Origin of the sequence: Stratiformator vulcanicus, assembly GCF_007744515.1 — a bacterium.
GTDB lineage: Bacteria > Planctomycetota > Planctomycetia > Planctomycetales > Planctomycetaceae > Stratiformator > Stratiformator vulcanicus.
This window is the reverse complement of the sequence record NZ_CP036268.1, coordinates 3,991,993-4,017,558: the sequence shown is the minus strand read 5'-3', so window position 1 is coordinate 4,017,558 and position 25,566 is coordinate 3,991,993. Positions and strand designations below refer to the sequence as shown.

The 25,566-nt window shown below is 58.8% G+C and carries 21 protein-coding genes and 1 pseudogene; 9 read left to right on the top strand and 13 right to left on the bottom strand.

Annotated elements, in window-relative coordinates:
- Positions 1-34: 34 nt before the first annotated feature.
- Together Pan189_RS15970 and Pan189_RS15965 are read left to right on the top strand one after the other, a co-directional pair.
- Positions 35-1,051: a zinc-binding dehydrogenase gene (locus Pan189_RS15970; protein ID WP_145366223.1), complete on the top strand. Its 1,017-nt coding sequence runs from the start codon at positions 35-37 to the stop codon at positions 1,049-1,051.
- Positions 1,052-1,089: 38 nt separating this feature from the next.
- On the top strand, positions 1,090-1,971 hold the full coding sequence (locus Pan189_RS15965) for a sugar phosphate isomerase/epimerase family protein (protein WP_145364957.1): 882 nt from the start codon (positions 1,090-1,092) through the stop codon (positions 1,969-1,971).
- A 304-nt stretch (positions 1,972-2,275) separates the two neighbouring features.
- Here the strand turns inward: Pan189_RS15965 and Pan189_RS15960 are convergent, their stop codons facing one another.
- The gene (locus tag Pan189_RS15960) at positions 2,276-3,439 is read right to left on the bottom strand and encodes a glycosyltransferase family 4 protein (RefSeq protein ID WP_145364956.1); all 1,164 of its coding nucleotides are present in this window, start codon (positions 3,437-3,439) and stop codon (positions 2,276-2,278) included.
- A gap of 219 nt (positions 3,440-3,658) precedes the next feature.
- Between Pan189_RS15960 and Pan189_RS15955 the strand changes: the two genes are divergently transcribed.
- Both Pan189_RS15955 and Pan189_RS15950 read left to right on the top strand, forming a co-directional pair.
- Positions 3,659-4,600, top strand: a complete 942-nt coding sequence (locus tag Pan189_RS15955; RefSeq protein WP_310820611.1) for a cation diffusion facilitator family transporter — start codon at positions 3,659-3,661, stop codon at positions 4,598-4,600.
- A 160-nt stretch (positions 4,601-4,760) separates the two neighbouring features.
- The gene (locus Pan189_RS15950; RefSeq protein ID WP_145364954.1) at positions 4,761-5,504 is read left to right on the top strand and encodes an SDR family oxidoreductase; all 744 of its coding nucleotides are present in this window, start codon (positions 4,761-4,763) and stop codon (positions 5,502-5,504) included.
- A gap of 1,443 nt (positions 5,505-6,947) precedes the next feature.
- Here the strand turns inward: Pan189_RS15950 and Pan189_RS15945 are convergent.
- Positions 6,948-7,289 (bottom strand): hypothetical protein, encoded by a 342-nt coding sequence (locus Pan189_RS15945; RefSeq protein ID WP_145364953.1) that lies wholly within the window; start codon positions 7,287-7,289, stop codon positions 6,948-6,950.
- A gap of 40 nt (positions 7,290-7,329) precedes the next feature.
- Positions 7,330-8,058 carry an SIR2 family NAD-dependent protein deacylase gene (locus tag Pan189_RS15940; protein WP_145364952.1) on the bottom strand — a complete coding sequence of 243 codons (729 nt, stop codon included), beginning with the start codon at positions 8,056-8,058 and terminating at the stop codon, positions 7,330-7,332.
- Between the two features lie 318 nt (positions 8,059-8,376).
- Here Pan189_RS15940 and Pan189_RS15935 point away from each other — a divergent pair, with 318 nt between their 5' ends.
- The 5 genes and pseudogenes from Pan189_RS15935 to Pan189_RS15925 all read left to right on the top strand — a co-directional run bounded on the left by Pan189_RS15935 (position 8,377) and on the right by Pan189_RS15925 (position 10,843).
- The gene (locus Pan189_RS15935; protein WP_145364951.1) at positions 8,377-9,183 is read left to right on the top strand and encodes a type II secretion system protein; all 807 of its coding nucleotides are present in this window, start codon (positions 8,377-8,379) and stop codon (positions 9,181-9,183) included.
- Positions 9,184-9,592: 409 nt separating this feature from the next.
- On the top strand, positions 9,593-9,766 hold the full coding sequence (locus Pan189_RS21480; protein ID WP_310820610.1) for a hypothetical protein: 174 nt from the start codon (positions 9,593-9,595) through the stop codon (positions 9,764-9,766).
- A gap of 17 nt (positions 9,767-9,783) precedes the next feature.
- Positions 9,784-10,044 (top strand): annotated as a pseudogene (locus Pan189_RS21730) (ion channel); the annotation flags it as partial.
- Positions 10,045-10,373: 329 nt separating this feature from the next.
- The gene (locus Pan189_RS21475) at positions 10,374-10,676 is read left to right on the top strand and encodes a hypothetical protein (RefSeq protein WP_310820609.1); all 303 of its coding nucleotides are present in this window, start codon (positions 10,374-10,376) and stop codon (positions 10,674-10,676) included.
- Entirely contained in the window at positions 10,589-10,843 is a 255-nt protein-coding gene (locus Pan189_RS15925) for a hypothetical protein (protein WP_145364949.1), read from the top strand. The genes Pan189_RS21475 and Pan189_RS15925 overlap by 88 nt, the downstream gene beginning before the upstream one ends.
- A 374-nt stretch (positions 10,844-11,217) precedes the next feature.
- On the opposite strand, the gene ruvB is transcribed toward Pan189_RS15925, so the two are convergent.
- The 10 genes from ruvB to nusA form a co-directional block, all read right to left on the bottom strand.
- Positions 11,218-12,312: a Holliday junction branch migration DNA helicase RuvB gene (ruvB, locus tag Pan189_RS15920; protein ID WP_145364948.1), complete on the bottom strand. Its 1,095-nt coding sequence runs from the start codon at positions 12,310-12,312 to the stop codon at positions 11,218-11,220.
- A gap of 36 nt (positions 12,313-12,348) precedes the next feature.
- Positions 12,349-13,560: a TFIIB-type zinc ribbon-containing protein gene (locus Pan189_RS15915; RefSeq protein WP_145364947.1), complete on the bottom strand. Its 1,212-nt coding sequence runs from the start codon at positions 13,558-13,560 to the stop codon at positions 12,349-12,351.
- Entirely contained in the window at positions 13,560-14,708 is a 1,149-nt protein-coding gene (locus Pan189_RS15910) for a hypothetical protein (RefSeq protein ID WP_310820607.1), read from the bottom strand. The genes Pan189_RS15915 and Pan189_RS15910 overlap by 1 nt, the downstream gene beginning before the upstream one ends.
- Before the next feature lie 135 nt (positions 14,709-14,843).
- Positions 14,844-15,359 carry a hypothetical protein gene (locus Pan189_RS15905; protein WP_145364945.1) on the bottom strand — a complete coding sequence of 172 codons (516 nt, stop codon included), beginning with the start codon at positions 15,357-15,359 and terminating at the stop codon, positions 14,844-14,846.
- 74 nt (positions 15,360-15,433) lie between these two features.
- Positions 15,434-16,186: a YebC/PmpR family DNA-binding transcriptional regulator gene (locus Pan189_RS15900; protein WP_145364944.1), complete on the bottom strand. Its 753-nt coding sequence runs from the start codon at positions 16,184-16,186 to the stop codon at positions 15,434-15,436.
- Between the two features lie 53 nt (positions 16,187-16,239).
- Positions 16,240-18,537, bottom strand: a complete 2,298-nt coding sequence (locus Pan189_RS15895) for a tetratricopeptide repeat protein (protein ID WP_145364943.1) — start codon at positions 18,535-18,537, stop codon at positions 16,240-16,242.
- Between the two features lie 247 nt (positions 18,538-18,784).
- Positions 18,785-19,699, bottom strand: a complete 915-nt coding sequence (locus Pan189_RS21470) for a hypothetical protein (RefSeq protein ID WP_310820606.1) — start codon at positions 19,697-19,699, stop codon at positions 18,785-18,787.
- A gap of 60 nt (positions 19,700-19,759) precedes the next feature.
- Positions 19,760-20,272, bottom strand: a complete 513-nt coding sequence (rbfA, locus tag Pan189_RS15880) for a 30S ribosome-binding factor RbfA (protein ID WP_145364941.1) — start codon at positions 20,270-20,272, stop codon at positions 19,760-19,762.
- Positions 20,273-20,397: 125 nt separating this feature from the next.
- Complete coding sequence (infB, locus tag Pan189_RS15875; RefSeq protein WP_145364940.1) at positions 20,398-23,292, bottom strand: translation initiation factor IF-2; 2,895 nt, start codon at positions 23,290-23,292, stop codon at positions 20,398-20,400.
- A 143-nt stretch (positions 23,293-23,435) separates the two neighbouring features.
- Positions 23,436-25,082, bottom strand: a complete 1,647-nt coding sequence (gene nusA, locus Pan189_RS15870) for a transcription termination factor NusA (RefSeq protein ID WP_145364939.1) — start codon at positions 25,080-25,082, stop codon at positions 23,436-23,438.
- Positions 25,083-25,566 lie beyond the last annotated feature (484 nt).

The window sequence follows — 25,566 nt, the reverse complement described above, 5'->3', positions numbered from 1 at the left end:
GCTCCGCCATTAAAGAATGTGACTTATGCCACACATGCCCGCCGTTGTGAACTACGCCAACGAAACCGGCGCCGTCGAATTAAGAGATTTAAATGAACCGGAATTAGGCCCCGGGGATGCGCTCGTTGAAGTCGCCGCCGTCGGTGTGTGCGGCTCTGACCTGCATCAATGGCAGGCGCTACATAGCTGGCCGGTCAATTATCCGGTCGTGCTGGGTCATGAGTTTTGCGGCACGATTGCAAAAATTAAGACAGACGGCGACCAGTTCCGCGAAGGGGATCGCGTCGTCAGTGAAACGGCTGCGATCGTCGACCCATCATCCCCGATGACGCGCGCCGGAAAATATAACCTTGATCCCTCCCGCAAGGGATTCGGGTACGGGGTCAATGGCGCGATGACAAAATTCGTGCGGGTCCCGCTGCGATGCCTGCATCATATCCCCGGTGCATTACCGGCCGAGAAAGCCGCATTATGCGAGCCCTGCGCCGTGGCGTATAACGCGGTGGTGGGGAACGTCAGCGTCAATCCGGGCGACCGCGTGTTGGTGCTCGGCCCGGGGCCGATCGGGATACTGTGCGGAGTGATGGCCAAATTAAGAGGGGCCCGCGTTGCCGTCGCCGGATTAGAGCGGGACGAAGCCCGGCTCGCGATTGCCCGACAATACGGCTGCGAGACCTTAATTGATGACCCGCGCGAATGGGCGATGTCGGGGGACGGACTCGGGGTTGAGGGTGTTGTCGACGCAGCGGGCGTTTCGGCCACCTTAAAGATTGCGCTCGATTGCGTTCGCCCCGCCGGATGGATCAGCAAGGTCGGCTGGGGCCGTGATCCGGTTGGGTTCTCGCTCGACCCGCTTGTGCAGAAGAACGTCACACTGCAAGGGAGTTTCAGTCACAATTGGCCGATCTGGGAGGCGGTCATTCGCATGATGGCCGACGGCACGCTCGATGTCGGCCCTCTCATTGGTGGTGTGTGGTCGCTCGAAGATTGGCACGAAGCCTTCGAAACGATGCACGGTGGGTCGATCGCAAAGGCGGTGTTGACTCCTTAAGTAGAGAGTCGATGGTCGATAGTTGAGAAGGAAAAATGATGCCGAAAATTGCTGCATTTCCAAAGGCGTGGTTGGACCCGCTTTGTAAGACGGGTGAGATGAAGTTGGTGGAGTGGATCGAACTGGCCGCGACACTCGAAGTCGACGGGCTCGAGTTTTACAGCGGCTTTCTCGACCTGCAAACAGACGGAGCCGCGAAGCACTACCGAACGATCGCCGAGTCGTACGGTCTGCCGATTCCGATGTTGTGCTGCTCGCCTGATTTCACGCACCCTGATCTGAGTTTTCGTGCCGAGCAAATCGAAATCGAAACCGATTTCATCAAGCTCTCCGCCGAGCTTGGCTGCGAATATTGCCGTATCCTCTCGGGGCAGCGGCGTCCGGAGGTCTCGCGCGAAGAGGGGATTCGTTACACGGTCGATGCGATCGAGCAATGCCTGCCGGTCGCCGAAGCGGTCGGCGTGACTTTGATCATGGAGAACCATTACAAGGACGGCTACTGGACCTATCCGGAGTTTGCACAGGCGTCCGATTTATTCGTCGAGATCATTGAGCAGATCGATTCGCCGCACTTCGGTGTGAATTATGATCCCTCGAATGCCATTCTCGCGGGCGAGGATCCGCTCGCAGTCCTTGAACTGGTAAAGCATCGCGTCGTGACGATGCACGCTTCGGATCGCTACTTGAAAGAGGGCACGATCGAAGACCTCCGGCGGGAAGAAACGACCGAAGGCTACGCAAAACGGCTCTCGCACGGAGAAATCGGCCAAGGCATGAACGATTTCGACGCCATCTTCTCAACCTTAAAAGAGGTCGGGTTCGATGGCTGGGTCAGTATTGAAGACGGGGAGAATGGGGTTCACGAGCTCAGTCGCAGCGTGCAGTTCTTAAGAACGAAAATTGCTGAGCACTGGCCGTGATGGGAAGCACTTGCGATATCGCCAATCGGTATTCCGATAGCCCGACGCGCCAGCGAGGGTGTGGATATTTTGTAGCGAATTAATTCATGACTGAAGACGTATCGAGCGTGCTTGTTAGGTCTATTTCCTAAAGAAGTCGGGTTGATGACTCCCTCGCTTGCGCGTCGGGCTATCAGGCGTTGGGGTTGGTGTCTCCCTCGCTTGCGCGTCGGGCTATCGGGCTATCGTGTACGGCGATCGGCTTTGCTCGTACCGCTTGGCGGATCAATAGTCGAACGCGTTGCCGACGGTCTGCCCGATATTGCTATGCGGCGACATCTTGCGAGTGCGCGGGGCCATCGGCTTGCGCATCTCGATAAACGCTCAGGGTTCCGTCCAACATCGCCGTCAGGCTGTACTGCTCGCGAGCGTGCCCTAACGCCTGTTCGGCGAGATCAAGCATTGCTTGCGGATCAGCGGCGGCGTCCCGGATTGCGGCGGCAAGATTGTCCGCCGAGGAACAATCGACGACCCGTCCGAATCGGCCGTCGCCAAGAACTTCCGGAATCGCGCCCCCTGTCGAACCGATGATCGGCACGTTGCGAAACATCGCCTCCAAGAGCACGATGCCGAAGCCTTCCCACGTCGACGGCAGGCAGAGAATATCAAAGCCGGGCATTAGGTCGGCGGCGCCATCGCGCTGGCCGAGAAAATGCACGTTCTTAAGGCCGAGCCGATCGCGGTGAGCCTTTAACGAGTCCTCTTCTTTCCCGCTTCCGATCAACACAGCGTGGAAGGTTGGCAGTTCTTTCATCGCGTCGAGCAGTGTGGGCAGATTCTTCTGCGCCGTCATCCGGCCGACAAAGCCGACAATAAAGCCGTCACGCGGCAGCCCCAGTTCGTCGCGCACCTCGTTGCGGCCGCGGATCAATTTCGGTTCGGGGATCCCGTGACGGACCGTGACGATTTTCTCCGCGGGCAGCCCAATCTTTTCGATGGCGAATTTTCCGACCGAATCGGTGATCGCGATATAGCGGCTCGTGACGGGGTCGGTCTTTTGATAGCGGCCACGCCAAGGATCGATCGCATACTTCGGAGCGTCGTTATGGATCGTGGTCACGACCTGCCGACAACCGGCATCGCCCGCCGCGAGTTTGCCGAGATAATCGGCATGTTCAATGTGCGTGTGAACGATGCTCTCAGGACGCGATTGAAATAGCTTTCGGAGGCTGCGGCGGAAGTAGCGATCGCGAATCGGTCGCCATGAGAGTGGAGCCGATAGCTCGAACACTTCAAAGCCCTCGTCGCGCAACTGAGCTGCTTTGGCTGAGAGTCTTGGTCCCGGGCGAAAGTTGAGCATCGCCAACGAGGGCTGCAAACCGCGGTCACGCTGCCCGCGCATCAGGTCGAACAGATGATTCTCCGCTCCGCTGAAGACGCCCCGCCCCGGTTTGTCGGAGAAAGACATCACGTGAATCACGGCCGCCATGCCGAAGTCTCCTGCTGATGGAATTTCACAGCGGCAATGGACCGCAAGCACGTCTGAGCGTCAAGCCGAATCGTGCGGAGCGATCAACCAACCGATCGAATAAGGTCAAGACTTTCCCGATATTCATCGGTTCTGCCGCCGCTGCGGTCGCACTGTCGGCACTCCCGCCGTAGCGTGACGCCACCTGATGATTGACCTCTTGCCCGCAGGATGAACGCCGTGGCCGCACCTTCACACAAGACCGCCATCTACGCCGCAATTGCGGCGAACGCTTTGATCTGTGTGACGAAGTTTATCGCGGCGGCCCTGACCGGCAGTTCGGCGATGATTGCCGAAGGGATTCACTCGCTGGTCGACTCCGGGAACGGCTGCCTGCTGCTATTGGGGATTCGGCTCAGCAAGCGCCCCGCGGATGATAATCACCCGTTCGGCTACGGGCCGGAACTCTACTTCTGGACGCTGATCGTGGCGATTCTCATCTTCGGTGTCGGCGGCGGGGTCTCTGTCTACGAGGGCGTTAAGCACGTCATTCATCCGGGGGAACTCGGCAATCCCCTGCCGAACTACATCGTGCTCGGTTTGTCCGCCGTATTCGAGTGCGTCGCGTGGTGGCTCGCTTGGACGGGCTTTCAGAAGGCCAAGGGGAAAACCGATTCGGTCTGGGAAGCGATCCGCAAGAGCAAAGACCCGACCGCCTTTGCCGTGCTGTTCGAAGATACGGCCGCCCTGCTCGGCCTGATCGTGGCCGCGATCGGAATCTTCCTCGCTCACCTGTTCGAGGAGCCGCTGATCGACGCCTCGGCCACCATTCTGATCGGAGTCATCCTGGCCGGGGTCGCACTGCTGCTGATGCGGGAGGCGCGGGGCCTGTTGATCGGCGAAGGAGCCGCCCCGGAAATCGTCGAGCGGATCAAGCAGATGGCCGGCGAACGGGAGAGCATCGCCCGCATCGGCCGACCGATGACGCTGCACTTCAGCCCTGATCACGTGCTGCTCGCGCTCAATGTCGAGTTCGTCGACGGGCTCGATTCCGACGAAATTGAAGCAGCCGTGGACCGATTCGAGGCGGCCATTACCGCGGAATTTCCTCAGTTCCGGCACATCTACCTGGAGTCGGAACGACTCGGACCACAGCCGTCGAAACCGATTTCGGAAGGATAGCCGACCGCAAATCTGCATCGAAGACACCACTTTCCCGATATTTTATTTGTTTTAACAAACACCTTGCCGCCCCGACGCGTAACATAGCCGGCGGACGCGTTGAAAAGCGTTCGAGGCCGAACTTTCGATCGCAGAACTATTTTTTAAACGGAGCACAGTCATGGGATTTGACGTTCAAGGCAAAGTCGCGCTGGTCACCGGAGCGAATCGCGGCATCGGGAAGGTCATTCTGGAAACGCTGCTCGCCGAAGGAGCGTCGAAGGTCTACGCCGCTGTGCGTGACACTTCTTCGGTCGAAGGATTGGTGAAGGAACATGGCGAAAAGGTCGTACCGCTCGAAATCGATCTGTCCAAACCGGCGACGATCGCCGCCGCGGCGAAGCAGGCGGAGGATGTCGAACTCGTGGTCAATAATGCTGGCGTTTTGAAAACGGCCGATCCGCTCGATCCCGCCGCGTTCGACGCACTCGACTTCGAGATGAAGGTCAATGTGCACGGGTTGATGCACATGGCCCAAGCGTTCGCCCCGGTGCTGAAAACCAACGGCGGCGGCGCGTTGGTGCAGTTGAATTCGGTCGCGTCGATCAAGAACTTCGCCGACTTCGCGACCTATTCTGCCTCCAAAGCGGCTTCGTACTCCATCACGCAGGCGCTACGCGACAAACTGGCCGACCAGAACACGCAGGTACTCAGCGTGCATCCCGGGCCGATCGGCACCGACATGGCCGATAGCGCCGGCCTCACCGAAATGGCGGAGCCGCCCTCAGTCGTGGCCGACGGCATCGTCGCCGCCCTCGCCGACGGTCGCTTCCACCTCTTTCCTGACACCATGGCGAAACAGGTCGGCGAAGCCTATTCCGGCTTCGCGGAAAACATCGTCGAAGCAAACCTAATGGAAGGCTAAGGGCACTTCGTGCCATTTGTGCCCGCGGCAGCATTCACGGGCCTTCTCCTCTGGGGAGAAGGTGGCCGCAGGCCGGATGAGGGCACTGCGTGCCATTGTGCCTGCGGCAGCATTCACGGGCCTTCTCCCTCGGGAGAAGGTGGCCGAAGGCCGGATGAGGGGACGGTGGGGCGTTGATCCAACGGCACCGCCGTTCGCTCTTAACTTCGCGCAAAAGAGCATTCGATCGCGGCTGTCCGATGAACCGCCGCCGCACCCCCTCACCCCAACCCTCTCCCGAGCGGAGAGGGGGGCACTTCGTGCCTTTGTGCCTGCGGCAGCAACCACGGGCCTTCTCCCTCGGGAGAAGGTGGCCGAAGGCCGGATGAGGGGACGGTGGGGCGTTGATCCAACGGCACTGCTGTTTGCTCTTAATTTCATGCGAAAGAGCGTCTTACCGCGGCTGTCCGATGAACCGCCGCCGCACCCCCTCACCCCAACCCTCTCCCGAGCGGAGAGGGGGCACTGCGCACCTTTGTGCCTGCGGCAGCAACCACGGGCCTTCTCCTCTCGGGAGAAGGTGGCCGATAGGCCGGATGAGGGGCAGGTGGGGCGTTGATCCAACGGCACCGCCGTTCGCTCTTAACTTCGCGCAAAAGAGCATTCGATCGCGGCTGTCCGATGAACCGCCGCCGCACCCCCTCACCCCAGCCCTCTCCCGAGCGGAGAGGGGGCACTGCGCACCTTTGTGCCTGCGGCAGCAACCACGGGCCTTCTCCTCTCGGGAGAAGGTGGCCGATAGGCCGGATGAGGGGCAGGTGGGGCGTTGATCCAACGGCACTGCTGTTTGCTCTTAATTTCATGCGAAAGAGCATTCTATCGCGGCTGTCCATCAACCTGCCGCCGCACCCCCTCACCCCAACCCTCTCCCGAGCGGAGAGGGGGCACTGCGCACCTTTGTGCCTGCGGCAGCAACCGCGGGCCTTCTCCCTCGGGAGAAGGTGGCCGAAGGCCGGATGAGGGGACGGTGGGGCGTTGATCCAACGGCACCGCCGTTCGCTCTTAACTTCGCGCAAAAGAGCATTCGATCGCGGCTGTCCGATGAACCGCCGCCGCACCCCCTCACCCCAACCCTCTCCCGAGCGGAGAGGGGGCACTTCGTGCCTTTGTGCCTGCGGCAGCAACCACGGGCCTTCTCCCTCGGGAGAAGGTGGCCGATAGGCCGGATGAGGGGCTGGTGGGGCGTTGATCCAACGGCACCGCTGTTTGCTCTTAATTTCACGCGAAAGAGCATCTTGCCGCGGCTGTTCGATGAACAGCCGCCGCACCCCCTCACCCCAACCCTCTCCCAAGCGGAGAGGGGGCACTGCGTGCCTTTGCGCCTGCGGCAGCATTCGCGGGTTTGAAGCGTTGATAAGTCGACTTAAATCAAATCTCGTTAAGCAGTCTGAGCGCGAATAGGTCTTAATTCTCAGATGCCAACCGACTTCGCCTGGCAGTCGCTTTCGCTTTGCGAATTTCGGTCCGGGTCGGTTCAATGAATTTATCATCGACGATAGCGGTGATCAGCGGAAACCCAATCATAAATAACAGAAATGCCCCGGTCATTCCGTTTTTCGACTGGTGAAGCTCAAATATTAAAGTCTCCAAAAGCGTGACTGTCGCAGCGGTCACGATCCCAATGAGCGACGAAACCCACCCAAGAAGGTCAAATCCGAGACAAGGGTCTCCGACGACACCCGGTTTGTCGTTAAGGTTCAACTTGACGAGAAGTTGATAGAGTCGAGGCGGCTTCTTTTCAGGCATGTTACATCGCCTCGGATATCTAAGCCAGATTTATGAACGCTCATAATAAATCATTGATTGCCGAGAGGGCGGTGTCAGCCGATTCCGGCATTGCCAAATCAACGGTTGACTTATGCCCGGTCGCCTCCGGATTGATCTCGATCGTATAGGCTCCGAGTTCTTTAGCACGTGGCAGAAGATAGGCTGCGGGGGAGACAAGCGAGCTTGTTCCGATGCTGAGAAAGACGTCGGCCTCGCAAGCGGTCGCAGCCCGATGCAGCGATTCTTCATTGAGCCGCTCTCCGAACCACACCACGCCAGGACGTTCGAATGCCCCGCAATTGGCACATCTCGGGGGAAGCTCGGGAAGCGGCACCGTGCGATCCCAGCGTTCGGCGGAACAACCGGTGCTGCAGCGGATGAGCCACAGTGACCCATGCAGCCGAACGATGTCGTCCGATCCCGCGGCTTCGTGCAAGCCGTCGACATTCTGCGTAATTAAAGTCACGTTCGGCCGCGTCCGCTGCCACTCGGCGATGACCCGGTGTGCCGCGTTCGGCAGGCACTTCGCAATTCCCGCCCGCCGCAGTTCGTACCACTCCCACACCAGTTTCGGATCCCGCGCGAACGCCTCCGGCGTGGCCAGGTCCTCGGGGCGATAGTTCCGCCACAACCCGCCGGGATCGCGGAACGTCGGCACCCCGCTCGGTGCGGAGACACCCGCCCCTGTGAGGATCGCGACAAAACCGGCCGAAGAAATTCGCGATGAGATACGCTTATATATTGACATGATTAAGTACCGTTCTCACGGACGCCGAGGTAACGGAACACTTCAAAGATTCGGCGCATCCGCCGGTTCCACATCGGAAATAGTGATGTTGAGAACATCATCGAGCATCCCCAATAATGCATTAAGATTACGCACCATGTCGTCTGGTCAAAGTTACATAAGGGTTGTCACCGTATTCCGCGCAAAACAATGCCTTGTAAAGTACTTATGGACAAAAGTTTTTTTTCGTGTTTAGCGACTGCTTAATATTGGCTTAATGATTGGCGATATGGTCGACGGTGCGTTTGGTAAACAGGAATCAACCATCGGGAGTTATTGATGAGAAGAGTGGGCTTTACTTTAGTCGAATTGCTGGTTGTCATTGCCATTATTGCCATTCTTGTCGCGCTTGTTACGCCGGCAGTCTTTGCTGCCCGCGAAAGCGCCCGCGCCGCCCAATGCAAAAACAACATGAGGCAGTTCGGGATAGCGTTTCATACTGTGGCACAAGACGATAGCGCGGGTCGCTTCATACGCGGCGGAAATTGGTATTCGGCTATGATTGAGCTGGGGCTGATTGACATTAACGATGATCCAGACATCGGTCTGGGGGCAATGCTATGCCCAACGAGCGAAGACCAGACGTGGCCCAACGTCATTACTAATTGGTTCGTCGACAACACCTCTTTAGAAGCGGTTGACAGTACATATTCGGCTCCATTCCCGACAATTGGCGTCATGCGGGAGAAAACTCTGGAGCAATCACAAGTCGGTAGCAATATCATTCCTTTTCTGTCCGACAAATATTTTGAAAACGGGCTGACCACACCATGGGGCGAGCCAGATGTTAATGGTGCGACAACGCAGGAAGTGACCTCTTCGATGACAGCCTATCTCGTTGACCCCGTGGAGACCGAATACCAGACCTTCGGGCCGGGAGGGTTCATTCACGGTGCCTTTAATAAATCGATGAACATCCTAATGGCGGACGGTTCTGTCATATCGCTGAGTGCGAAGGAGTGCATTACCATTGAATTTGATAATGACGGTATTCAACTCGATTTCGAAGGCCCTCACACTCGGCTTTATCAAGCAGCGTCGCTTCCTCAAACGATCGTGATCAAACAAGGTTTCGAGAGCATCTGACGTCATAGAATGGGAAGCCAGGGTGGTGGTTCAGACACACGCCGTCTGAGCCGCCACCTTTTTCGCAGCTGACTTTTTGGTTCTAGAAGCAGTTTCAAGACTTCGAGAACACAAGCCCGATGCCTGTGAGGATCGCGAGCGACTTGGCTGCTCGAATCTTCGCGGCGGCATGTTCGATCGTGGTCACGGTCGCGGCGTCCTTGGGATTGCTCGGCGCGAAGAACGAGTCGCAGTATCAGCTCAGGCAGGTGTAACGCCGGGGCTCCGATCGGGTTTTATCCGGTGGTGCGTTGGGTTGAAATAGACGACTTTAACTTCCAGGATTGTCGCACACATCCGACGCAAAAACCGTTCGACAATCGATGATACAGCTGCCAACGTCAGATTGAACCGCAATCGATCTCTGAAGATGTCCTTTGTGATCCTGACCGCTGGCGTCGCGATCCTCTACTTCACGATCTATGACGCCGTGATCACGGTGCTAAGCACCCAGGGCGCGGGGCCGCTCACGCGGCTCTGGACGGGAGCCGTGTGGTACTGCGGCCTCGCCTTCACCGTCGTTGGGCAATCCACCAGCTGCTAAGTCTGCTCGGTCCCTTTATGCTGATCGGGACAGTGATCGTGTGGTATGCCCTTATGAACCTGGGTTGGTATCTCGTGTTCGCGTCGCATGCCGACTCGGTCATAAAGTTACAAGACGAGGCATCTTCGACATTGCTGGAAAAACTATATTTCACCGGCGTCACGCTATCGGGGCTCGGGTACGGCGACTTCGTGCCGTCGCGGTTTCCTTGGACGCTCTTCGGAAATTATGCCACGTTATCGGCGACGCTCGTCATTACAACATCCCTCTCGTATCTGTTGCAGGTTGTCTCGTCGGCCGTTGAAAAGAAAGCCCTCGCCGAAACGATCTTCGCGATCGGCAGGACGCCCGGAGGAATCGACTCCTACGTTTTAACGACGCTCGGGCAGCTCGGTCAGCACTCGCATCAACATCTCGCCTACCCGATTCTCAATTTCTTTCACAGCCGCACAAAATCGAAGTCGAGCAGCCGAGCCATCCTGGTTCTGTCGGATGCCGTTTTCTTAATGCGACACTTCGTCGCTAAAGAAGACCGCCCGCCGGCCTGTTGTACGTCGCGGACGAGACGATCCGCGACTATGCCGAGTTGGCGACGGCGGGAATTGTCATGCCAGGTTCGATCAAAGGCGACCAGGAAATCGCCCACCTCGACCTCGAAGCGATTAAAGAAGTCGGCCTGCGACCGAATCCCGACGTCGACACCGGCGAAGTCATCGAGGAATACCGCGAAACCCGGCGGCGACTCGTCGCGCTGGCGATCGAAGAGGCTGGCTGCGAACAGGCGAAAAGGAGGATCAGGGCGACTCCCGCGACGTATCGCAATTGCGTGAGGAACAACTTCGGCAGCTCGACAAGAGCGACCTCGAAGACATCGCCCGCTCCGAACGCATTTCGGGGCGCAGCCGCATGAGCAAGAGGAAACTCGCGCGGGCCCTCTACCAGCACTTCCGTTCGCGCAATGACGAACCCACCAAGCAGGAACTCTATGAAGAGGCGAAGCGCCTCGAAATCGACGGTCGCAGCAAGATGAATCGCGACGAATTAAAACAAGCCGTTGAAGAGCACCGCGTGAATTAATCGACAACAGCACAAAACCGAGGCGTAAGCCGAGCGACTTCATCGATTTTGAGATCGCCTCGACCAATGTCCGCGCCACCCGCAAAGACAGTTTTCCCTTAAGCACACAGCACTCTCTTGCGTCTTTTACTCCCTCTGTTCCTCCACCGCCTCTTTTAATTCCTCCCTGTTCATCTTGCTGCGGCTGTCGGTCTCCCGTGAGTGGGCCCCTTCTGAACGCGGCACGACGGCGCAAAGCGGATGTCACGCTACAAGCCGCGCACGAAGTAAGCGGATATTGGCGGGAGTGCGTCGCTTCGTTTGGCGACGTCTGCCGTAGTGGGATGATCCGCTTACTTCGTGCGTGGCTTGTTGGAAACCGCTTCGAAAGTCGACTAACCGAACAAACTCCGATCACCGTCATTGTCGGGCTTTGCCCGCCCTACATGCTCCCAGCCCGCCGGGGTGACGGTGCGGCCTCTGGGCGTACGGCGGATTAAACCCGTTCTTAAGAGGAACGGTTCGACCTCGTCCTCCAAGGTATCGGCGGGGATGCTGAGGGAATGGGAGAGGGTCGACAGGCCCGCGGGGCCGCCGGTGAAGACGTCGATGAGGGTCGTCAGGTAGCGGCGGTCCTGTTCGTCGAGCCCGTGCTTGTCGATCTCTCGCATTTCGAGAGCTCGATTGGCGATGTCGTCGGTGATGGTGCCGCCGCCGTGGACCTCGGCGTAGTCGCGGGCCCAGCGGAGCAGGTTGTTGGCTCGGCGGGGCGTCCCCCGGCAGCGGATCGCGATCTCACGGGCGGCGTCATCGGAGATGTCGCTGCTCAGCTTCTTTGCATTGATCTGCACAATCTCGGTGAGCTCTGCGGTGTCGTAATAGGTGAGCCGTTCCTGGTGGACGAAACGGTCGCGGAGCGGCGCGGTCAGCATTCCGCTGCGGGTCGTCGCACCGATAACCGTGAAGGGCTTGAGGTCGATGCTCAGCGTGCGGGCGTTGGTCCCCTCGCCCAGCACAATGTCGACGCGAAAGTCTTCCATCGCCGAGTAGAGGTATTCTTCAACCGCGGGGGGGAGCCGGTGAATTTCGTCGATGAACAGCACTGATCCGCTGATCGCGTTCGTCAGGTACGGGACGAGATCCTTCGGGGCTTTGAGGGCCGGACCGGAGGTAAATTGAATTTCGGTATCGAGTTCCCGGGGAATGACTGTGGCGAGGGTCGTCTTGCCGAGACCGGGCGGGCCATCGAGGAGTAAGTGCCCCAGCGGCGTCTGACGCATGCGGGTCGCGTCGAGCACGATCTGCAGCCGCTCTTTGACCTTGCGCTGACCGATCACCTGCGAGAGGCGGGTCGGGCGGAGTTGCTCGTCGAACGTCCGCTGTTCGTCGAGGACGCGATTGCTCGGCGCCGGCGGATCGGTCAATTCGTCCGGCAGGTCAATCTCGGCATCGGCTGCGGTGGTGCGGCGGTATTTGGTTTCTCGGGGCATCCTGTTGCCTCTGGGCCTGCTTCCCGGCGGGCGCAACTATACGGGGTCGGTTGAGGCGTCGATGGTGCCGGAGTTGTTGCGGACCTGAATGTACGCCGCCCCCATCATCATCACGAGGTAGGGATAAGCGAACAAGAGCGGAAGGCTGCACATCGTGTAAGCGATGGTCCAAATGAAGCCGTAGATCAGCATCAGACCGAGTACGGTGAGGCGGCTCTTCCGCGTAATTGCCAACGAAAGCCCGATCGTTTCGCCGACGCCGGTATTGCGATCGACCAACACCCAGTAGTAGGGCCACAGATAGACGCAGAATGCGAGTTGCAACAGGCTACCGATCAGAAAAATCGTTCCGCTAAGTAGTATCAGGCCGACACCACTGCCTGCCACTTCGTCTTCGGCCAAGGCACCAAACATGAACAGCGCCATCGCGGGGCCGGAGGTCACGAGGACCAACACGCCGTAGAACAGGTTGATGATGATCGCCGGTAGAAATCCTTGGACGCCGCGAAACAGGTCGGTCAGATCGGCCGTGTTTCCGCGGAGGACGTTGAAGGTCAGCCGTGTGAATCCGAGAGTCAAAAACGTGTAAGGCGGTCCGAGCAATATCGTCATCAGAGATCCGCCGCCAAGAAAAACGATCATACCGAATAGCGTCTCATCAGCGGGTCGACCCCCGCCTCCCCCCTGCACCATCGCGGCGACTAAGCCGGCCAGAATGAGGCTGCTGAAATAGGCGACCATATAGATAAACCAGAACAGCATCCCGAAGATCAGCGTCGCGGCGATCATGATGCTGAGATCGGGCTTGAGCCACTCCATGCCGTCCCGCATCGCCTCGCCGATGTCGATCGATTGGCGTCCGGGTCGGGCATTCAAATTCGAGATGCTCAGATCTTCGCCGCAGGCCCGGCAGCGAGAGGACTCCGGGCCGGATACAGTGCCGCACATCGGACAGGTCTGGTCTCCATCCGGAGTGCTCTGCCGCTCACGTGTCAGATCCCAGTTCGGATCGTAGCCATCATCCCCGCCGTCGACGTTTTGGTCGAAGTCAGACGAACTGTCGAAATCATCCTCGCCCGGGCCGGATGCATTAGAATCAGCCGGGGAGAAAGCGACCTCCGGCGGAGGTGCGACCGCGGGAACGGTGACGCGATGGCCGCACTCCGGGCAATTCGCCGACTTGCCGGCCTTGTCTTCGGGCGTGCGGAGCAGTTTGTCGCAACCGGAGCAGCGGAATTCGATGGCCATCAGCGGATGCCGTCCTCAGGTGAATCAGCCCAGTCGGCTTCGGAAATCGTCGCGGACGGAGCATGCCTGCGGCCGTGATTGCTGAGCTGCTCGTAAGCGACCGTCATCAGGATGAGCGTCAATGGCATCGTGAAAAGGACCGGCAGAAGGCACGCGACGGCCCCGGCGAGGTTGATCGCACCGAGCACAATAATCAATGCGAAAAAGATCAGCCGACTCCCTTTGGACAACCCGGCTGCGGCTTTGAGGTAGCCCAGCCCTTCGTACTTCGGCTGGCGATCGTCCACGATGATATACATGTATGACCAGAAGTAGCACGTCAGCACCAATGAAACGATCAAACCGATTATTGAAAGAAGCCCCGCGATAAGTTGCATTTCCACATCGGCATTTTCACGTTGAAACGGGCTCGCCAGAAGCTGCGCGGCCTGAGTCGCCAAGCCGAAGACAAGCGCGTTGGGAATGGCCGCGCCGTAGTAGCGACCGCCGGAGAACAGTTCTTCGATACCGGCTTCCTGATCTCGAACGAGCAGCAGCAGGAAGCGCGTCAGTCCGGCGACAAAGAACGTTTGAATGAGGATCCCAACGACGGCTCCGCCAAGATTGATTGCCAGATCGACGATCGCCGGGATCCCGTTTTGCTCCGCCATGAACAGCCCGATGATCTGGACAGCCACGATCGGAAGGATCACACAGAAACCGGCGAAGACCGAAAGGAGCGTAAACCCGACCGCCGGACCGAGATTGCTCGTAAATTTCTCCCATCCTTCTCGGAAACACTCGCTAAAATCGATTTCTCCCCCGGTGTCCTCCTCCGCAATCGACGGCCTGAGTTCTTCTCCGCAGGCGTGACACGTCGATGATCCCGCCGGCACCGACGCGCCGCACATCGGGCAGTCGATCATCCTACCGCTTGGGGATCTTGGCGACCGTGGAGCGGAGGGCGACGAGACTGAACCGGCGAACGCCGTCTCAGCGGGCGTGTCGAAGTCGGAACCGAAGTCGTCCGGGCCGGCTTCGGGCTGGGCGTTGTCGTCGGGGACGGTCACTGATGAACCGCAGTCGGGGCAACTGGCCGTGGCCCCGGCTCTGTCATCGCGTGTGCGCAGTAATTTGTTGCAGGACGGACAACGGAACTCGATCGCCATGGTGCGGACTCGACAGAAGTCAGGCCGATGATGCTTGGAGCAGATTCCTGCTATCTGTAGCGGCTTTCGAGCGCAGAATGCCCGCAATTTTGGAGAATCGTCGCCGGAAACCGCTACACTTAACGGAAATTCGCTCTACGCGATAATAGCGACCAAAACTCCACCGCACACGAGTACCAGGATCACGCCGACCAAAATCAGGTGGGCGAGTCCGATCCAGTAGCCCCAACGGGTCATGTCTCGTCCGGAGGGGTCCATCGTGCCACGGTCCATCGCTTTGAGATCCGATGCCCCCATCACGACCCCGGCAACGGCGAGAAACGGGATGCCGGTAAACCAACTGAAAATTCCGAGAATCAGCACGGCGACCCCACGGTGCGGCTTCAATCGCCCGGCATTACTTGAAGCTGAACGATTTACGGGGGCGGCAGGGTCCGAGGTCTGCTGATGCCATGCCGTCTCCGGTGCCTGATCGAAGCCGGCATGTTCCAACGGCTCGGCCGTATCATCGGCGAAGGCGGGTTCATAATCCGGCACGACGAGCGCCGCTCCGCACGACGGGCAAGCCGTCTCGTCCCCGATGTGCGATGCGTCGGTTCTCAGCAACTTCTCACAGGTGTCGCAGCGGAACTCGACTTTTCCCTCGCGCATGGACGAATCTCTCAACGGCTCGAAGAAAACTCTCAAGGTGACTTAACGGCGAACGGATCAGAAGGCGACCCGGTTCACTCGGCCCCCACCTCTGCCATCAATTCATCCGAAATGTTAAAGTTCGCCGTGACCGTCTGAATGTCGTCCTGATCTTCAAGTCCGTCCAGCAGCTTGAGTAGCTTGCGGGCATCATCCCCGTCCAAATCGACGGTGTTTTGCGGGACGCGGGTGGTCTCCGCCGAGTCGGTTGGGACTTTCGCCTCCTCAAAGGCGTCGCAAACCTGCTGAAAGATTTCCGGCGGCGTATGGACTTCGAAGAACTCGCCGTCTCGACGCACGTCTTCTGCCCCGGCTTCTAAGGCGACTTCAAATAGCCGGTCTTCTTCGACGTTTTCAGCGGGAACGCGCAGCACGCCTTTCAGGTCGAACATCCAGGCGACACAGTTTGTTGTGCCGAGGTTACCGCCGTGGATTTCGAAAATCTTCCGCACTTCGCTGGCGGTGCGGTTCCGGTTTTCCGTCAAAATATCACAAAGGATCGCGGTGCCGCCGGGGCCATAACCTTCGTAGAGCAGTTCTTCGTAATTTTCCCCGTCTGTTTCTCCCGCTCCTTTTTTAACGGCTCGCTCGATGTTGTCTTTCGGCATGCTCGCTTTGCGAGCTTTATCGATTGCGTACCGCAGCCGGAGGTTCATTGCCGGATCGGCCCCGCCCGTTCGCGCGGCGACGATAATGGCTCGACTTAATTTGCCGAACAGCTTGCCCCGCTTTTTGTCGACAACGCTCTTCGCGCGGGCGATGTTCGCCCAATGGGAATGACCAGCCATACGGACCTCAGCGACTTTAAGAGCCGGGCATCAAGTGCCTGCGGCCGCGATAATTAAGATTCAGTATTAAGCTTTGACTTGAGCTTCCCGATGAGTTCAGGATCGGGCACGCTTTGTTTTTCGGCGAAGTCGAGTGCCTTTTGCCAAGCCTGCTCGGCGGCGTCCGTGTTGCCCAATGCCGATTGGGCGTCGCCCAGGTGGTCGTACAGCACGGCATCTTGCCCGCTTTCAAAGGTGACCGCTTTCGAAAGGTGTTTGACCGCTTCTTCGAATCGGCCGAGTTTAAATAAAGCCCAGCCCAGCGTGTCGAGATAAGCGGCGTTGTCCGGTTCTGACTCGACCGCCAGCTTCGCCATCTTCAAAGCCTTTTCCAGTTGAATGCCTTGGTCGGCATAGAGGTAGCCGAGGTCGTTATTAACCGAGGGGTCGTCCGGGTCGTTCTCATAGACTTCCTCAAGAACCTGCACGCCTTCGTCCAGCTGCCCGGAACGGACCAGCACGTTCGACAAGATAAATTTTGCCTGACGAACCAGCGGCGGAGCTTCCGGATGGGCGTTGATGAACTCTCGAAAGAGTTGCACCGCTTTGGCGTCACGTCGTGCGTGCGAATAGATCCACGCCCGTTGGAATTCGAGCGTCGGATTGCCCGGGAGTATCGTCAGCGCGTCACTGATCGACTTAATGGCTTCTTCAGTTCGTCCGGCAGACTCCAGAATTTCAGAGCGTCGAAACAGAAGTTGCGCTCGAGCGGGTCCTTCGGCGTTCGCACTCTTTAGTGCTTCAGCTAAGACATCAGCCGCCTCGGCCAGCTGATCATTCGACTGCAGGTAATCGGCGAACTCTTGGGCGATCACTAACTCGCGTTCGCCGGCCGAGGCCATGGCGACTTGATAAAACTCGACCGCTTCATCGACCTGTTCGGCTTCGCGTGCCAATTTCGCCAAGAGATAACTTTGACGAAACGACAATTGCGCGTCATCCGAGGCGACACGCTCTCGACCGATTTTGACGAGCGATGCTAAGAGTGATTCGTTTTCAGAAATCGACTTCAGGAATTCCGCCAACGATTGCAGGTCTTCTGATTCGCTGGTGGCCTGTTCTAATTCGCTGAGCAGGACAGCCGCGTCGTTGCGTTTTGCCGCGATGCGCGCTAGCGCAAAATGCACCTGCGATTCGGATTCGCGCGGTGCGATTTCACCGAGGATCTGTGAAGCATCGTCGAGCCGGTCTTGTTCGATCAGCAGGTCGGCAAGGGTCAGACGCACAGCGGCGTTACGGGGCGACTTGTCGGCGATCGATTGGAGGCGTCCGACGATTTCGTCTTCACGCTCGAGCGATTTTAGAATTTGACCGAACAGTTCGTACGCGGCTGCCCCGCGCTCGGTGCTTCCGGACTTGATATATTCTTCAATCGCGGCGAGTGCTTCGTTGTGCTTGTTCGTCTTTTCGTAAATGCGGGCGACGTTAAATTTTAAGATGGCCGGTCGACCGCGACGCGCCCGATCGGCCTCTTCGAACGCCTTAATGGCTGATTCGTAACGCTCGGCGGTGACAAACAAGTCCCCCATTTTTTCGAACGTCGACTCGGCATCGGCTAGCAGCGCCGCCCGCGCCGGCAGGTTTAATCGGTATAGTTCCGGGCGGGTGAGTGCTTCGAGCACGATCTCGAACGAGTCGGCGGCTTTTGCCAGATCGTCGGTCGCCTGATAGAGGACCCCCAGATCTCGCTGGAGCAGTACATACGGCGACTCCAGATGGTCGACGCCATCGACTTCGGCCGCTTTCTCCAACAGGTCGATCGCCTTCTCGATGTCATTTCGTGCCGCCATCAGGGTGCCGAGTTGCCGCAGCAGCCGGAAATCACTCGGGTCGAGTTCAACGAGTTGTAACGCGTATTTCAGCCCCATTTCCGATTCATTCAGACTGAATGCGAGCGGAACGAGCGACTTATAATAGCGGGGTTGCTGCGGCGCCAGTTCAATCGCCTTCCGGTACGCATCCAAAGCCTGCCGGAAGTCGTTGCGCGATTCGCGGACTCGACCGACAGCGAACCAAGCTTGCGCGTCGCGCGCTGATTTGGCTTGTTCCGGTTCAGGATTGACCGGTTCGAGTCGTTCCGGGGGATCCTCCCATGGCACCAACGCGGGAATAGGCGAAGGGTTGCCGGAGCCCGAATCGGTCGGCTCATTCTCACCGCTCACTGTTTCAGCGGGATTCGGCTCGCTGGGATCGGTTTCGCTGCCAAACGTTTGCGGCGAAAGCAGCGGCGCGATCAACAGGGAAACGACTCCGAGGACCAGGCCGTGCGGCCACCTCGTCGAAGTATTGCGACCTCGGAAATCGATTTTCATCGGATGGTTCCTTCGACAGGAAGACCCGCGCCGTTATTCGTCACGAGTCTGGTGATTCCTTCACGGCCAAAAGCCCGACGCCAAAAAGAGACGCGCTCGTTTCGCTCAGGGTCGCGATACGGACCGCGTGCTGAGCCGGAGTGGTCCTCTTCACAGCTTTCGAACCAACCTGAATTTGACCCAACCTGACGCAATCGAGTCATTTTAGCCATCGATCGGAAACTGCACCAACTGAGGAAGAGACCGGTCAGGACGAGGCTTTGGCTTTCTTCGTCGCTTTTTTCTTCGACTTTGCATCGCCGGCGGATTTGGAAGACTTCGTCGCGGCTTTCTTCGTCGATTTTTTCGATGCCGGTTTCTTCTTGGCCGATTTCTTCGTCGTAGCCTTTTTCGATCCCGCTGATTTCTTCGCCGTACCCTCGGCCGGCGACTTCTTGGCTGCGGGCTTGGCAGATGCCGTCTTCTTTGGGCTGCCGAACAGCTCCGGGAGGCGTGACGTCACATTGCCCGGGTCGAAGCCCTCTTCCGGAATTACGAATTGATCGGGGTGAAAGACGTCTCGCTTCGCCGAAGCGAGATCATGCAGGTAGTGGAAGAACTCGGACGCATCGGGTTTTCGGACGACCGACTTCAACACGTCGGCTCCCTGTTCGGGCTTTGTTCCGACATCGATCAGTCCGCACCAGATTGCGGCATTGCACGACAGGTCGTCGAGCGGCACCACGTGCGCCGAGAGCGCCTCTTTCAGGCAGTAGAGGCGGACGAACGGCGATTGATCCCGGATTTTCTTCAGTTGTTTCAACGCCTGATCGAGGGTCTTCTTCCGCATCCCGTCCAGATCGAAGTTGTATTGGTCTTCGAATGTTCCCTGCAGGATGCAACGAACGCGGTGCGCACGGAGAGCCGAATCATCGAGGTGCGCGAACGGCTGCCGCAACTCGGTGATCGTGCTGACGCGGAGTTCGTTCAGGTCGAAGAAATCATCGTCGAGTTTCTTCGCCGCCAGATCGGACTCGGCTAACGTCGCATTCTCATAGCCGACGGCGTACAGCAACGTCTCAATGACGTTGCGTTCTTCTGGCTTCTTGGGAGGAGCCGGAAGTTCTTTTTTCAAGAACGCGACGATCTTGCGGGCGACCTGTTGCTTCTCGGAGGCTTTCATTCGTCGGATCGCAATTCAGGGTTGCTTCTTCATTAGGCCGGACGTCGATCGACCGAGCACCTATTCAAGCGACTCGCCGCCGCCGTATTTCGCTACCTTCGTGTCGCCCGGGTCATCTGATTCGGCTGAGACCGGGCCATCAATTTCGTCTGTCACATTATCCGCCGTGACATCTTCCTTTTCGACTCCCTCCTCGGTGAGTTCGCCGTCTGCCGGCCCGTCATCCGATCCGCCACCGATTTCGGTCCGCAGCAGTTGTGAGGTCTCAAGGCTTCTTTTCACGCCCCGGTCGACCTCGAATCGCAGCACCGGCGTGTATCGCATTTCGAGCATGTCGGCGAGCCGTGACTGCAAATAGCCCCGCGAAGAGTGCAGGCCCTTCAGGCAGAGCCGTTCCGTCTTCTCGTCGCCCATGATTGAGACCTTCACCTTGGCCCCGCGCAGGTCGCCATCGACATCGACCCCCATGACCGTCACGTTCTTGACGCGCGGGTCGCGCAGCTCCGTCAGGATCGACGAACTGACGACCTGACGAATAGCGGAGGACATTTTGGCGAGGCGGCGGTCGCTCATCGGACGCGTGTGACTTGATTGGTGCGGCTGGCGGAGAGAGAAGAACCGATCGAGACGAAATGCTGAGCCGAGACATCGGAATGCCAAGGTCGAACGAACCTCAGCGGAGTCCAGTTCGCGTTTCGTTACACTTCGGCGTCTTCTTCCGTTTTCTTGGGAACGTCTTCGAGCTTTCGTTTGTGTTCTTCAATTTTGAACGCTTCGAGCAGATCGCCTTCCTTGATGTCGTTGAAGCCATCAAGGCGAATACCGCACTCCATTCCTTCTCGCACTTCTTTGACGTCGTCCTTTTCCCGACGCAGCGAGGCGAGGGGGTAGGTATTGACCAACGTCTGCTGGCGGATCACGTGGACCCGGTTGTTGCGTTCCACTTTTCCGCTGAGCACGCGACAACCGGCGATCATGCCGAAACGACTTGTCTTGAACGTTTGCAGGACGATCGCACGGCCGGTCTGCACCTCGCGTCGCTCGGGATCGAGCAAGCCTTCGAGGGCATCACGAATGTCGTTGATGACCTCGTAGATGATGCTGTAGCGGCGAATTTCGACGCCTTCGCGATCGGCGAGCAATGCGGCACGATCGTCGGCGATCACGTGAAAGGCGAGAATCACCGCGCCCGATGCCGCCGACAGTGAGACATCGCTTTCGTTCACGCCCCCCACACCGCTGTGGATAACCGCCGTTCGCACCTCAGGATGTTCGAACTTTTCGATTTCGCCGCGAATCGCTTCGATCGATCCGGGGGAATCAGCCTTAATAATCAGCGGCAGGTTTTTGACTGTCGCGCCACGGGCCTGATCGAGAATGTCTTCGAGCGTCTGTGGTCGTCGCGCCGTCGCCGCAAGATACGCGCTGCGTCCGGTGTGACCACGCTTCTCGGCGACTTCCCGAGCTTCTTCGATCTCATCGAGTACGAAGAAGTGGCTGCCGGTCTCCGGTACTTTATCGAGACCGGTGACTTTTACCGGTGTCGATGGGCCGGCGGCTTCGATTTCGTTGTCATGCTCATCAAACATCGAGCGAATGCGGCCGTGCGCCGAACCGCATAAGATGACGTCGCCGACTTCCAGTGTTCCCTTTTGCACGATGAGCCATGAAATCACGCCGCGACCCTCGTCGCGGAATGCTTCCAGACAGACCCCGACGGCGTCGCGGTCCGGGTTGGTTTGCAGCTCCTGCAGTTCGCTCGTGATGTTGATCGTGTCGAGTAGTTCGTCGAGCCCTGCGCCCGTTTCGCCTGACGTGCGGATGACTTCGGTATCACCGCCCCACTCCGACGGCAACAGCTCGCGGGTGGCGAGTTGCTGCAGAATTTTCTGATCGTCGATGCCCTCGAGATCCATCTTGTTGAGCGCGACGATAATGGGCACACCGGCTGCCTTAGCGTGGCTGATGCACTCTTCGGTTTGAGGCATCACACCGTCGTCGGCCGCGACGACCAAAACGACGATGTCGGTCACGTTCGCACCGCGAGCCCGCATCTCACCGAAGGCCGCGTGGCCCGGGGTGTCGACGAACGTAATGCGATGGTCGCCGTGATCGACCTGATAGGCGGCAATGTGCTGCGTGATACCTCCGGCTTCGCCGGCCGCCACGCTGGCGGAGCGAAGTTTGTCGACCATCGTGGTCTTACCATGATCAACATGCCCGAGGATGGTCACGATACAGGGCCGCGGTTCGAGCTCGGCCCCTTCGTCATATTCATCCGAAAGCATAGCCGCGAGTTCATCCTCGAGGTCGCGCTCCCGCTTGATTTCGAGTTCGACGCCGAGCTCCATCGCGACTTCGAGCGCTAGCTCTTCGGTCAATGCATCGTTGATGCGAACCATCACGCCCTGCTTCATCAGGGTGCCGATGATCTGATTGGCAGGGCGCCCCATTGCTTCCGAGAGCGTGCGGACCGTCATCGGCAATTCGACGACGGCGGCATCACTATATTCGACCGGCCCCGTCCGCTTCCGGCGGGTCAACGTTCGTCGGCGAGACCCGTAAGGCACATCATCATCATCCCGCCCCCGGCGAGGCCGTCTCGATCGCTTCTGCTTCTGGGCATCATCGGGCGAATCGATCATTCGCGTCGATCCGCGCCGCGGTCGTTTCACTCCGTCTTTCTCGGCCGTCCGCTGCGCCATGTGCGCCGAGAGCGGACTCTGACGATCGAGCATCTCCGGCGTCAGCGGCATTTCCGGCTTCTGTGCCGGCGCTTCATCAGCTTTCGGCTTCGGCTTGCTGACCGGAACTTTCGGCGGCGCCGCCACGGCTGGTCGCGCCAATTGCGGACGCTTCTTTTCGCGTTCGCCGCGGGCCCGCTGCTCGTTCGACTGCACCGTTCCGACCGGCCGCATCTCACGCGGCGAGCTTTTGCCCCGCGATGCGTGAGGCGACGGGACGTATTCGTCCGGTGAGAGCCCGCCAGAACCGCTCTGCTTCAACTTCTCTTTGGCAGACTCGGCCTTCGTCTCTTCGACTTTGTCCGCATTGTCATCGGCGGCTTTAGGGGCCTTACTTTCGGCAGTCGGCTCGGCTGCGGGGACTTCGACCTCAGCCGTCTCGGCAACCGGCGATTCTACTTCCTCTGCAGTCGCTGGCGTGTCGGCTTCGGCATCTTCTGTGACGACCGTTTCAGTGTCCGCTTCGGCGACCGGTTCGGCCGTCTGCTCGACCGGTTGTTCTACCTCCGGTTCTTCCGCCGCTTGCTGCGGTGCTTCCTCTTCGGGAGCCGGTTCTTCCTGGATCGGCTCAGCTTTTGCCGCCGCACGCTTTGCCGGTTGATCGAGCTTTCGAACTTTTCCCGAGCGATCCGGTGGCGGCGGCGCAGGCGCAGCCGGTTCGTCCGCCACTGCCGTTGCGGTCGATGACGAGCCGCTCTTGAGCTGCTCGAGGATGATGTCTTTTTCCTCCGGCGAAATGCTGGCGAGCGCAGAATTCTTGACCGAAATTCCCGCCGCGTTGGCGTGTTCGATCAACTCTTTGCTGTCCAGGCCCAGTTCTTTGGCCAGAGCGAAAATCCGTATCTTCAACAGGTTCTCCCGACTGCTCCGAAACGCGTTGTCGACGAAATCGCACACCCATTAGAAAGGGCCCGCGACCTGAATCGTGTGGTTCGATTTCAAACGGTTTGAAACCAACAGGTTCAAAACCGATGCGTGCAAAACAAATGACATTAACTTCGACCCTCCGATGAACCGGCGGGTGTCTCCTCGACGATCTCCGGCTCCGCTGAGTCGGCTTCCGATGTCGCGTCGGACTCGCTCGACTCCTCCGAAGTCTCAGTCTCCGTCGCTTCTGCGGCCGCCTCGACCGGTTTGGTCTCCTCAGCCACCTCGACTTCAACAGCCGAAGCGGCTGATTCTGTCTCTTCGATCTTCACTTCCATCTCCGAATCCGTCTTCGCGTCGGCGACGGGTGTTTCGGCGACTTCTTCCGCAGCGGGTGCATCGTCGGTCGTCGCGGCTTCCGACTCGGACTCAGGCGTGCTCTCGGCAGCAGACTCTCCTTCCGGCGACGATGTCTTGTCGCTTTCGGAGTCGTCTCCTTCCGGCTTTGCGGCTTCCGTGGTCTCCGGGGGAGCCGATGCCTTGTTGGATTCCGCGACTTCGCCCAGTGCCGCCGCTTTGCGACGGCGGTCGCGATCCTCTTTCTCCTGCTTTTCGGCTTTCAACGATTCGACATCGGCATAGGCGACAATTACGTCGACCTGTTCTTCGGTCAGTCCGCCCATCTCGGCCAGCTGATCGGGTTCGATGATCGATAGTTCGTCGAAGGTGAAGAAGCCTTGCGCGACGAGATTTTCCGCCAGTTCATCAGTGATGTGCGGCACCTGTGTGAACCCGGCGAGCGACTTGTCGATTTGAACGTCGAGCCGCTCCTGAGTGAGAACCTGAATGTCCCAACCGACCAGCTTCGAGGCGAGGCGAACGTTCTGGCCCTTCTTGCCGATCGCCAGCGACAACTGATCGTCTTGCACGAGCACGATCACCTTGCCCAGTTGAGGGCAGAGGATGACGTCTTCAACTTCGGCCGGTTGAAGCGCGTTGGGCACCAACACCTGCAAAGAGTCGTTCCAGCGGACGATGTCGATCCGCTCTCCGGCCAATTCTTCGACGATATTGCGAATCCGAGCTCCGCGGACGCCGACACAGGCACCGACGCAATCGATCTTCGGGTCGTAGCAGGAGACCGCGACCTTTGAGCGATAACCGGCCTCGCGGGAGAGCGAGCGAACTTCGATGACGTGCTCGGCGACTTCGGGGATTTCGATCTCGAAGAGTCGCCGCACTAACTCGGGGTGATTGCGCGAAAGAATGATTTTGACGCGGCTTCCCGCTTTGCGGACTTCCATAACGACGGAGCGAACGCGTTCGCCGACGTGATGCTGCTCGCCGGGAATCTGCTCACCGCGTGGCAGAATCGCTTCGACCTTGCCGAGATTGACGGCGGCCGTTCCGCCGCCTTCGATCCGGGCGATCTGACCGTTCACAATCTGACCGCGAAGCTGTGTGTATTCGTCGTGCAGGCTATCCCGTTCGGCTTCCCGGATCTTTTGGATCATCACCTGCTTGGCGGTCTGCGCGGCGATCCGGCCAAGCAGGTCACCGATTTCGTCGGCATCGAGTGCTTTGCCGGCAACACTGACGGCGGCATCGCCGCTAACCCGATCGATTGCGACTTCAACCTCTTCTTCTTCGCCGAAGTGCTTGCGCGCAGCCGAAGCGATCGCCTGTTCGATCCCCTCGAAGACGATGTTCTGGTCGATGCTCTTGTCGCGATGGATCGCATCGACGATCCGCAGGATTTCCGTGCCCTTCATTGACTTACCTCAACTCGTCTCGTCGGCCGCCGGGGCCGGGATTGCCGAACGGGCCGCTCTCGCGGCTCGGCGGAAATCGACTCGGACGATTCTTCCGATTGATGGCTCTTCTGACTCTTGCCGGTCCCTGCGACAGTGTGGCCGACCGATCGCAAATCATGTCGTCGCTGACATGCTCGCCGATCCGCCCGGTCTATGCCGCACATTCATCCGTTGACCCTGACTTCTGACCCTGCCTGCTGAAACAATGATTTTTTATGCTCGAAAGTTACTCTTGCGATCCCGATTCCCGCCCGCCGCGTCCGGTCCCGTCACCGAAGTCCGGCAACAAAAAAAGCGGGCAAGAGGTCGACCGTCTCGCCCGCCTTGATCTTCGGTAACAGGCATTGCGCCAGTTTGAGGACGAAATCCCCTCACCGACCGCAACAGCCATCCGAAATGGATTCAAGCAAGGACAATCACATCACTGGACGATCCCGTACGA

Bases quoted from the DNA above. Each gene is read 5' to 3' on its own strand.
- rbfA (WP_145364941.1), bottom strand. From the start codon at position 20,272: ATGAGCGACCGCCGCCTCGCCAAAATGTCCTCCGCTATTCGTCAGGTC.
- Pan189_RS21470 (WP_310820606.1), bottom strand. From the start codon at position 19,699: ATGAAAGCCTCCGAGAAGCAACAGGTCGCCCGCAAGATCGTCGCGTTC.
- Pan189_RS15895 (WP_145364943.1), bottom strand. From the start codon at position 18,537: ATGAAAATCGATTTCCGAGGTCGCAATACTTCGACGAGGTGGCCGCAC.
- Pan189_RS15965 (WP_145364957.1), top strand. From the start codon at position 1,090: ATGCCGAAAATTGCTGCATTTCCAAAGGCGTGGTTGGACCCGCTTTGT.
- Pan189_RS21480 (WP_310820610.1), top strand. From the start codon at position 9,593: ATGTCCTTTGTGATCCTGACCGCTGGCGTCGCGATCCTCTACTTCACG.
- Pan189_RS15915 (WP_145364947.1), bottom strand. From the start codon at position 13,560: ATGGCCATCGAATTCCGCTGCTCCGGTTGCGACAAACTGCTCCGCACG.
- Pan189_RS15940 (WP_145364952.1), bottom strand. From the start codon at position 8,058: ATGTCAATATATAAGCGTATCTCATCGCGAATTTCTTCGGCCGGTTTT.
- Pan189_RS15935 (WP_145364951.1), top strand. From the start codon at position 8,377: ATGAGAAGAGTGGGCTTTACTTTAGTCGAATTGCTGGTTGTCATTGCC.
- Pan189_RS15910 (WP_310820607.1), bottom strand. From the start codon at position 14,708: ATGGCGATCGAGTTCCGTTGTCCGTCCTGCAACAAATTACTGCGCACA.
- Pan189_RS15950 (WP_145364954.1), top strand. From the start codon at position 4,761: ATGGGATTTGACGTTCAAGGCAAAGTCGCGCTGGTCACCGGAGCGAAT.
- Pan189_RS15945 (WP_145364953.1), bottom strand. From the start codon at position 7,289: ATGCCTGAAAAGAAGCCGCCTCGACTCTATCAACTTCTCGTCAAGTTG.
- Pan189_RS15960 (WP_145364956.1), bottom strand. From the start codon at position 3,439: ATGGCGGCCGTGATTCACGTGATGTCTTTCTCCGACAAACCGGGGCGG.
- nusA (WP_145364939.1), bottom strand. From the start codon at position 25,082: ATGAAGGGCACGGAAATCCTGCGGATCGTCGATGCGATCCATCGCGAC.
- Pan189_RS15905 (WP_145364945.1), bottom strand. From the start codon at position 15,359: ATGCGCGAGGGAAAAGTCGAGTTCCGCTGCGACACCTGTGAGAAGTTG.
- Pan189_RS15900 (WP_145364944.1), bottom strand. From the start codon at position 16,186: ATGGCTGGTCATTCCCATTGGGCGAACATCGCCCGCGCGAAGAGCGTT.
- ruvB (WP_145364948.1), bottom strand. From the start codon at position 12,312: ATGCCCCGAGAAACCAAATACCGCCGCACCACCGCAGCCGATGCCGAG.
- Pan189_RS21475 (WP_310820609.1), top strand. From the start codon at position 10,374: ATGCCAGGTTCGATCAAAGGCGACCAGGAAATCGCCCACCTCGACCTC.
- Pan189_RS15970 (WP_145366223.1), top strand. From the start codon at position 35: ATGCCCGCCGTTGTGAACTACGCCAACGAAACCGGCGCCGTCGAATTA.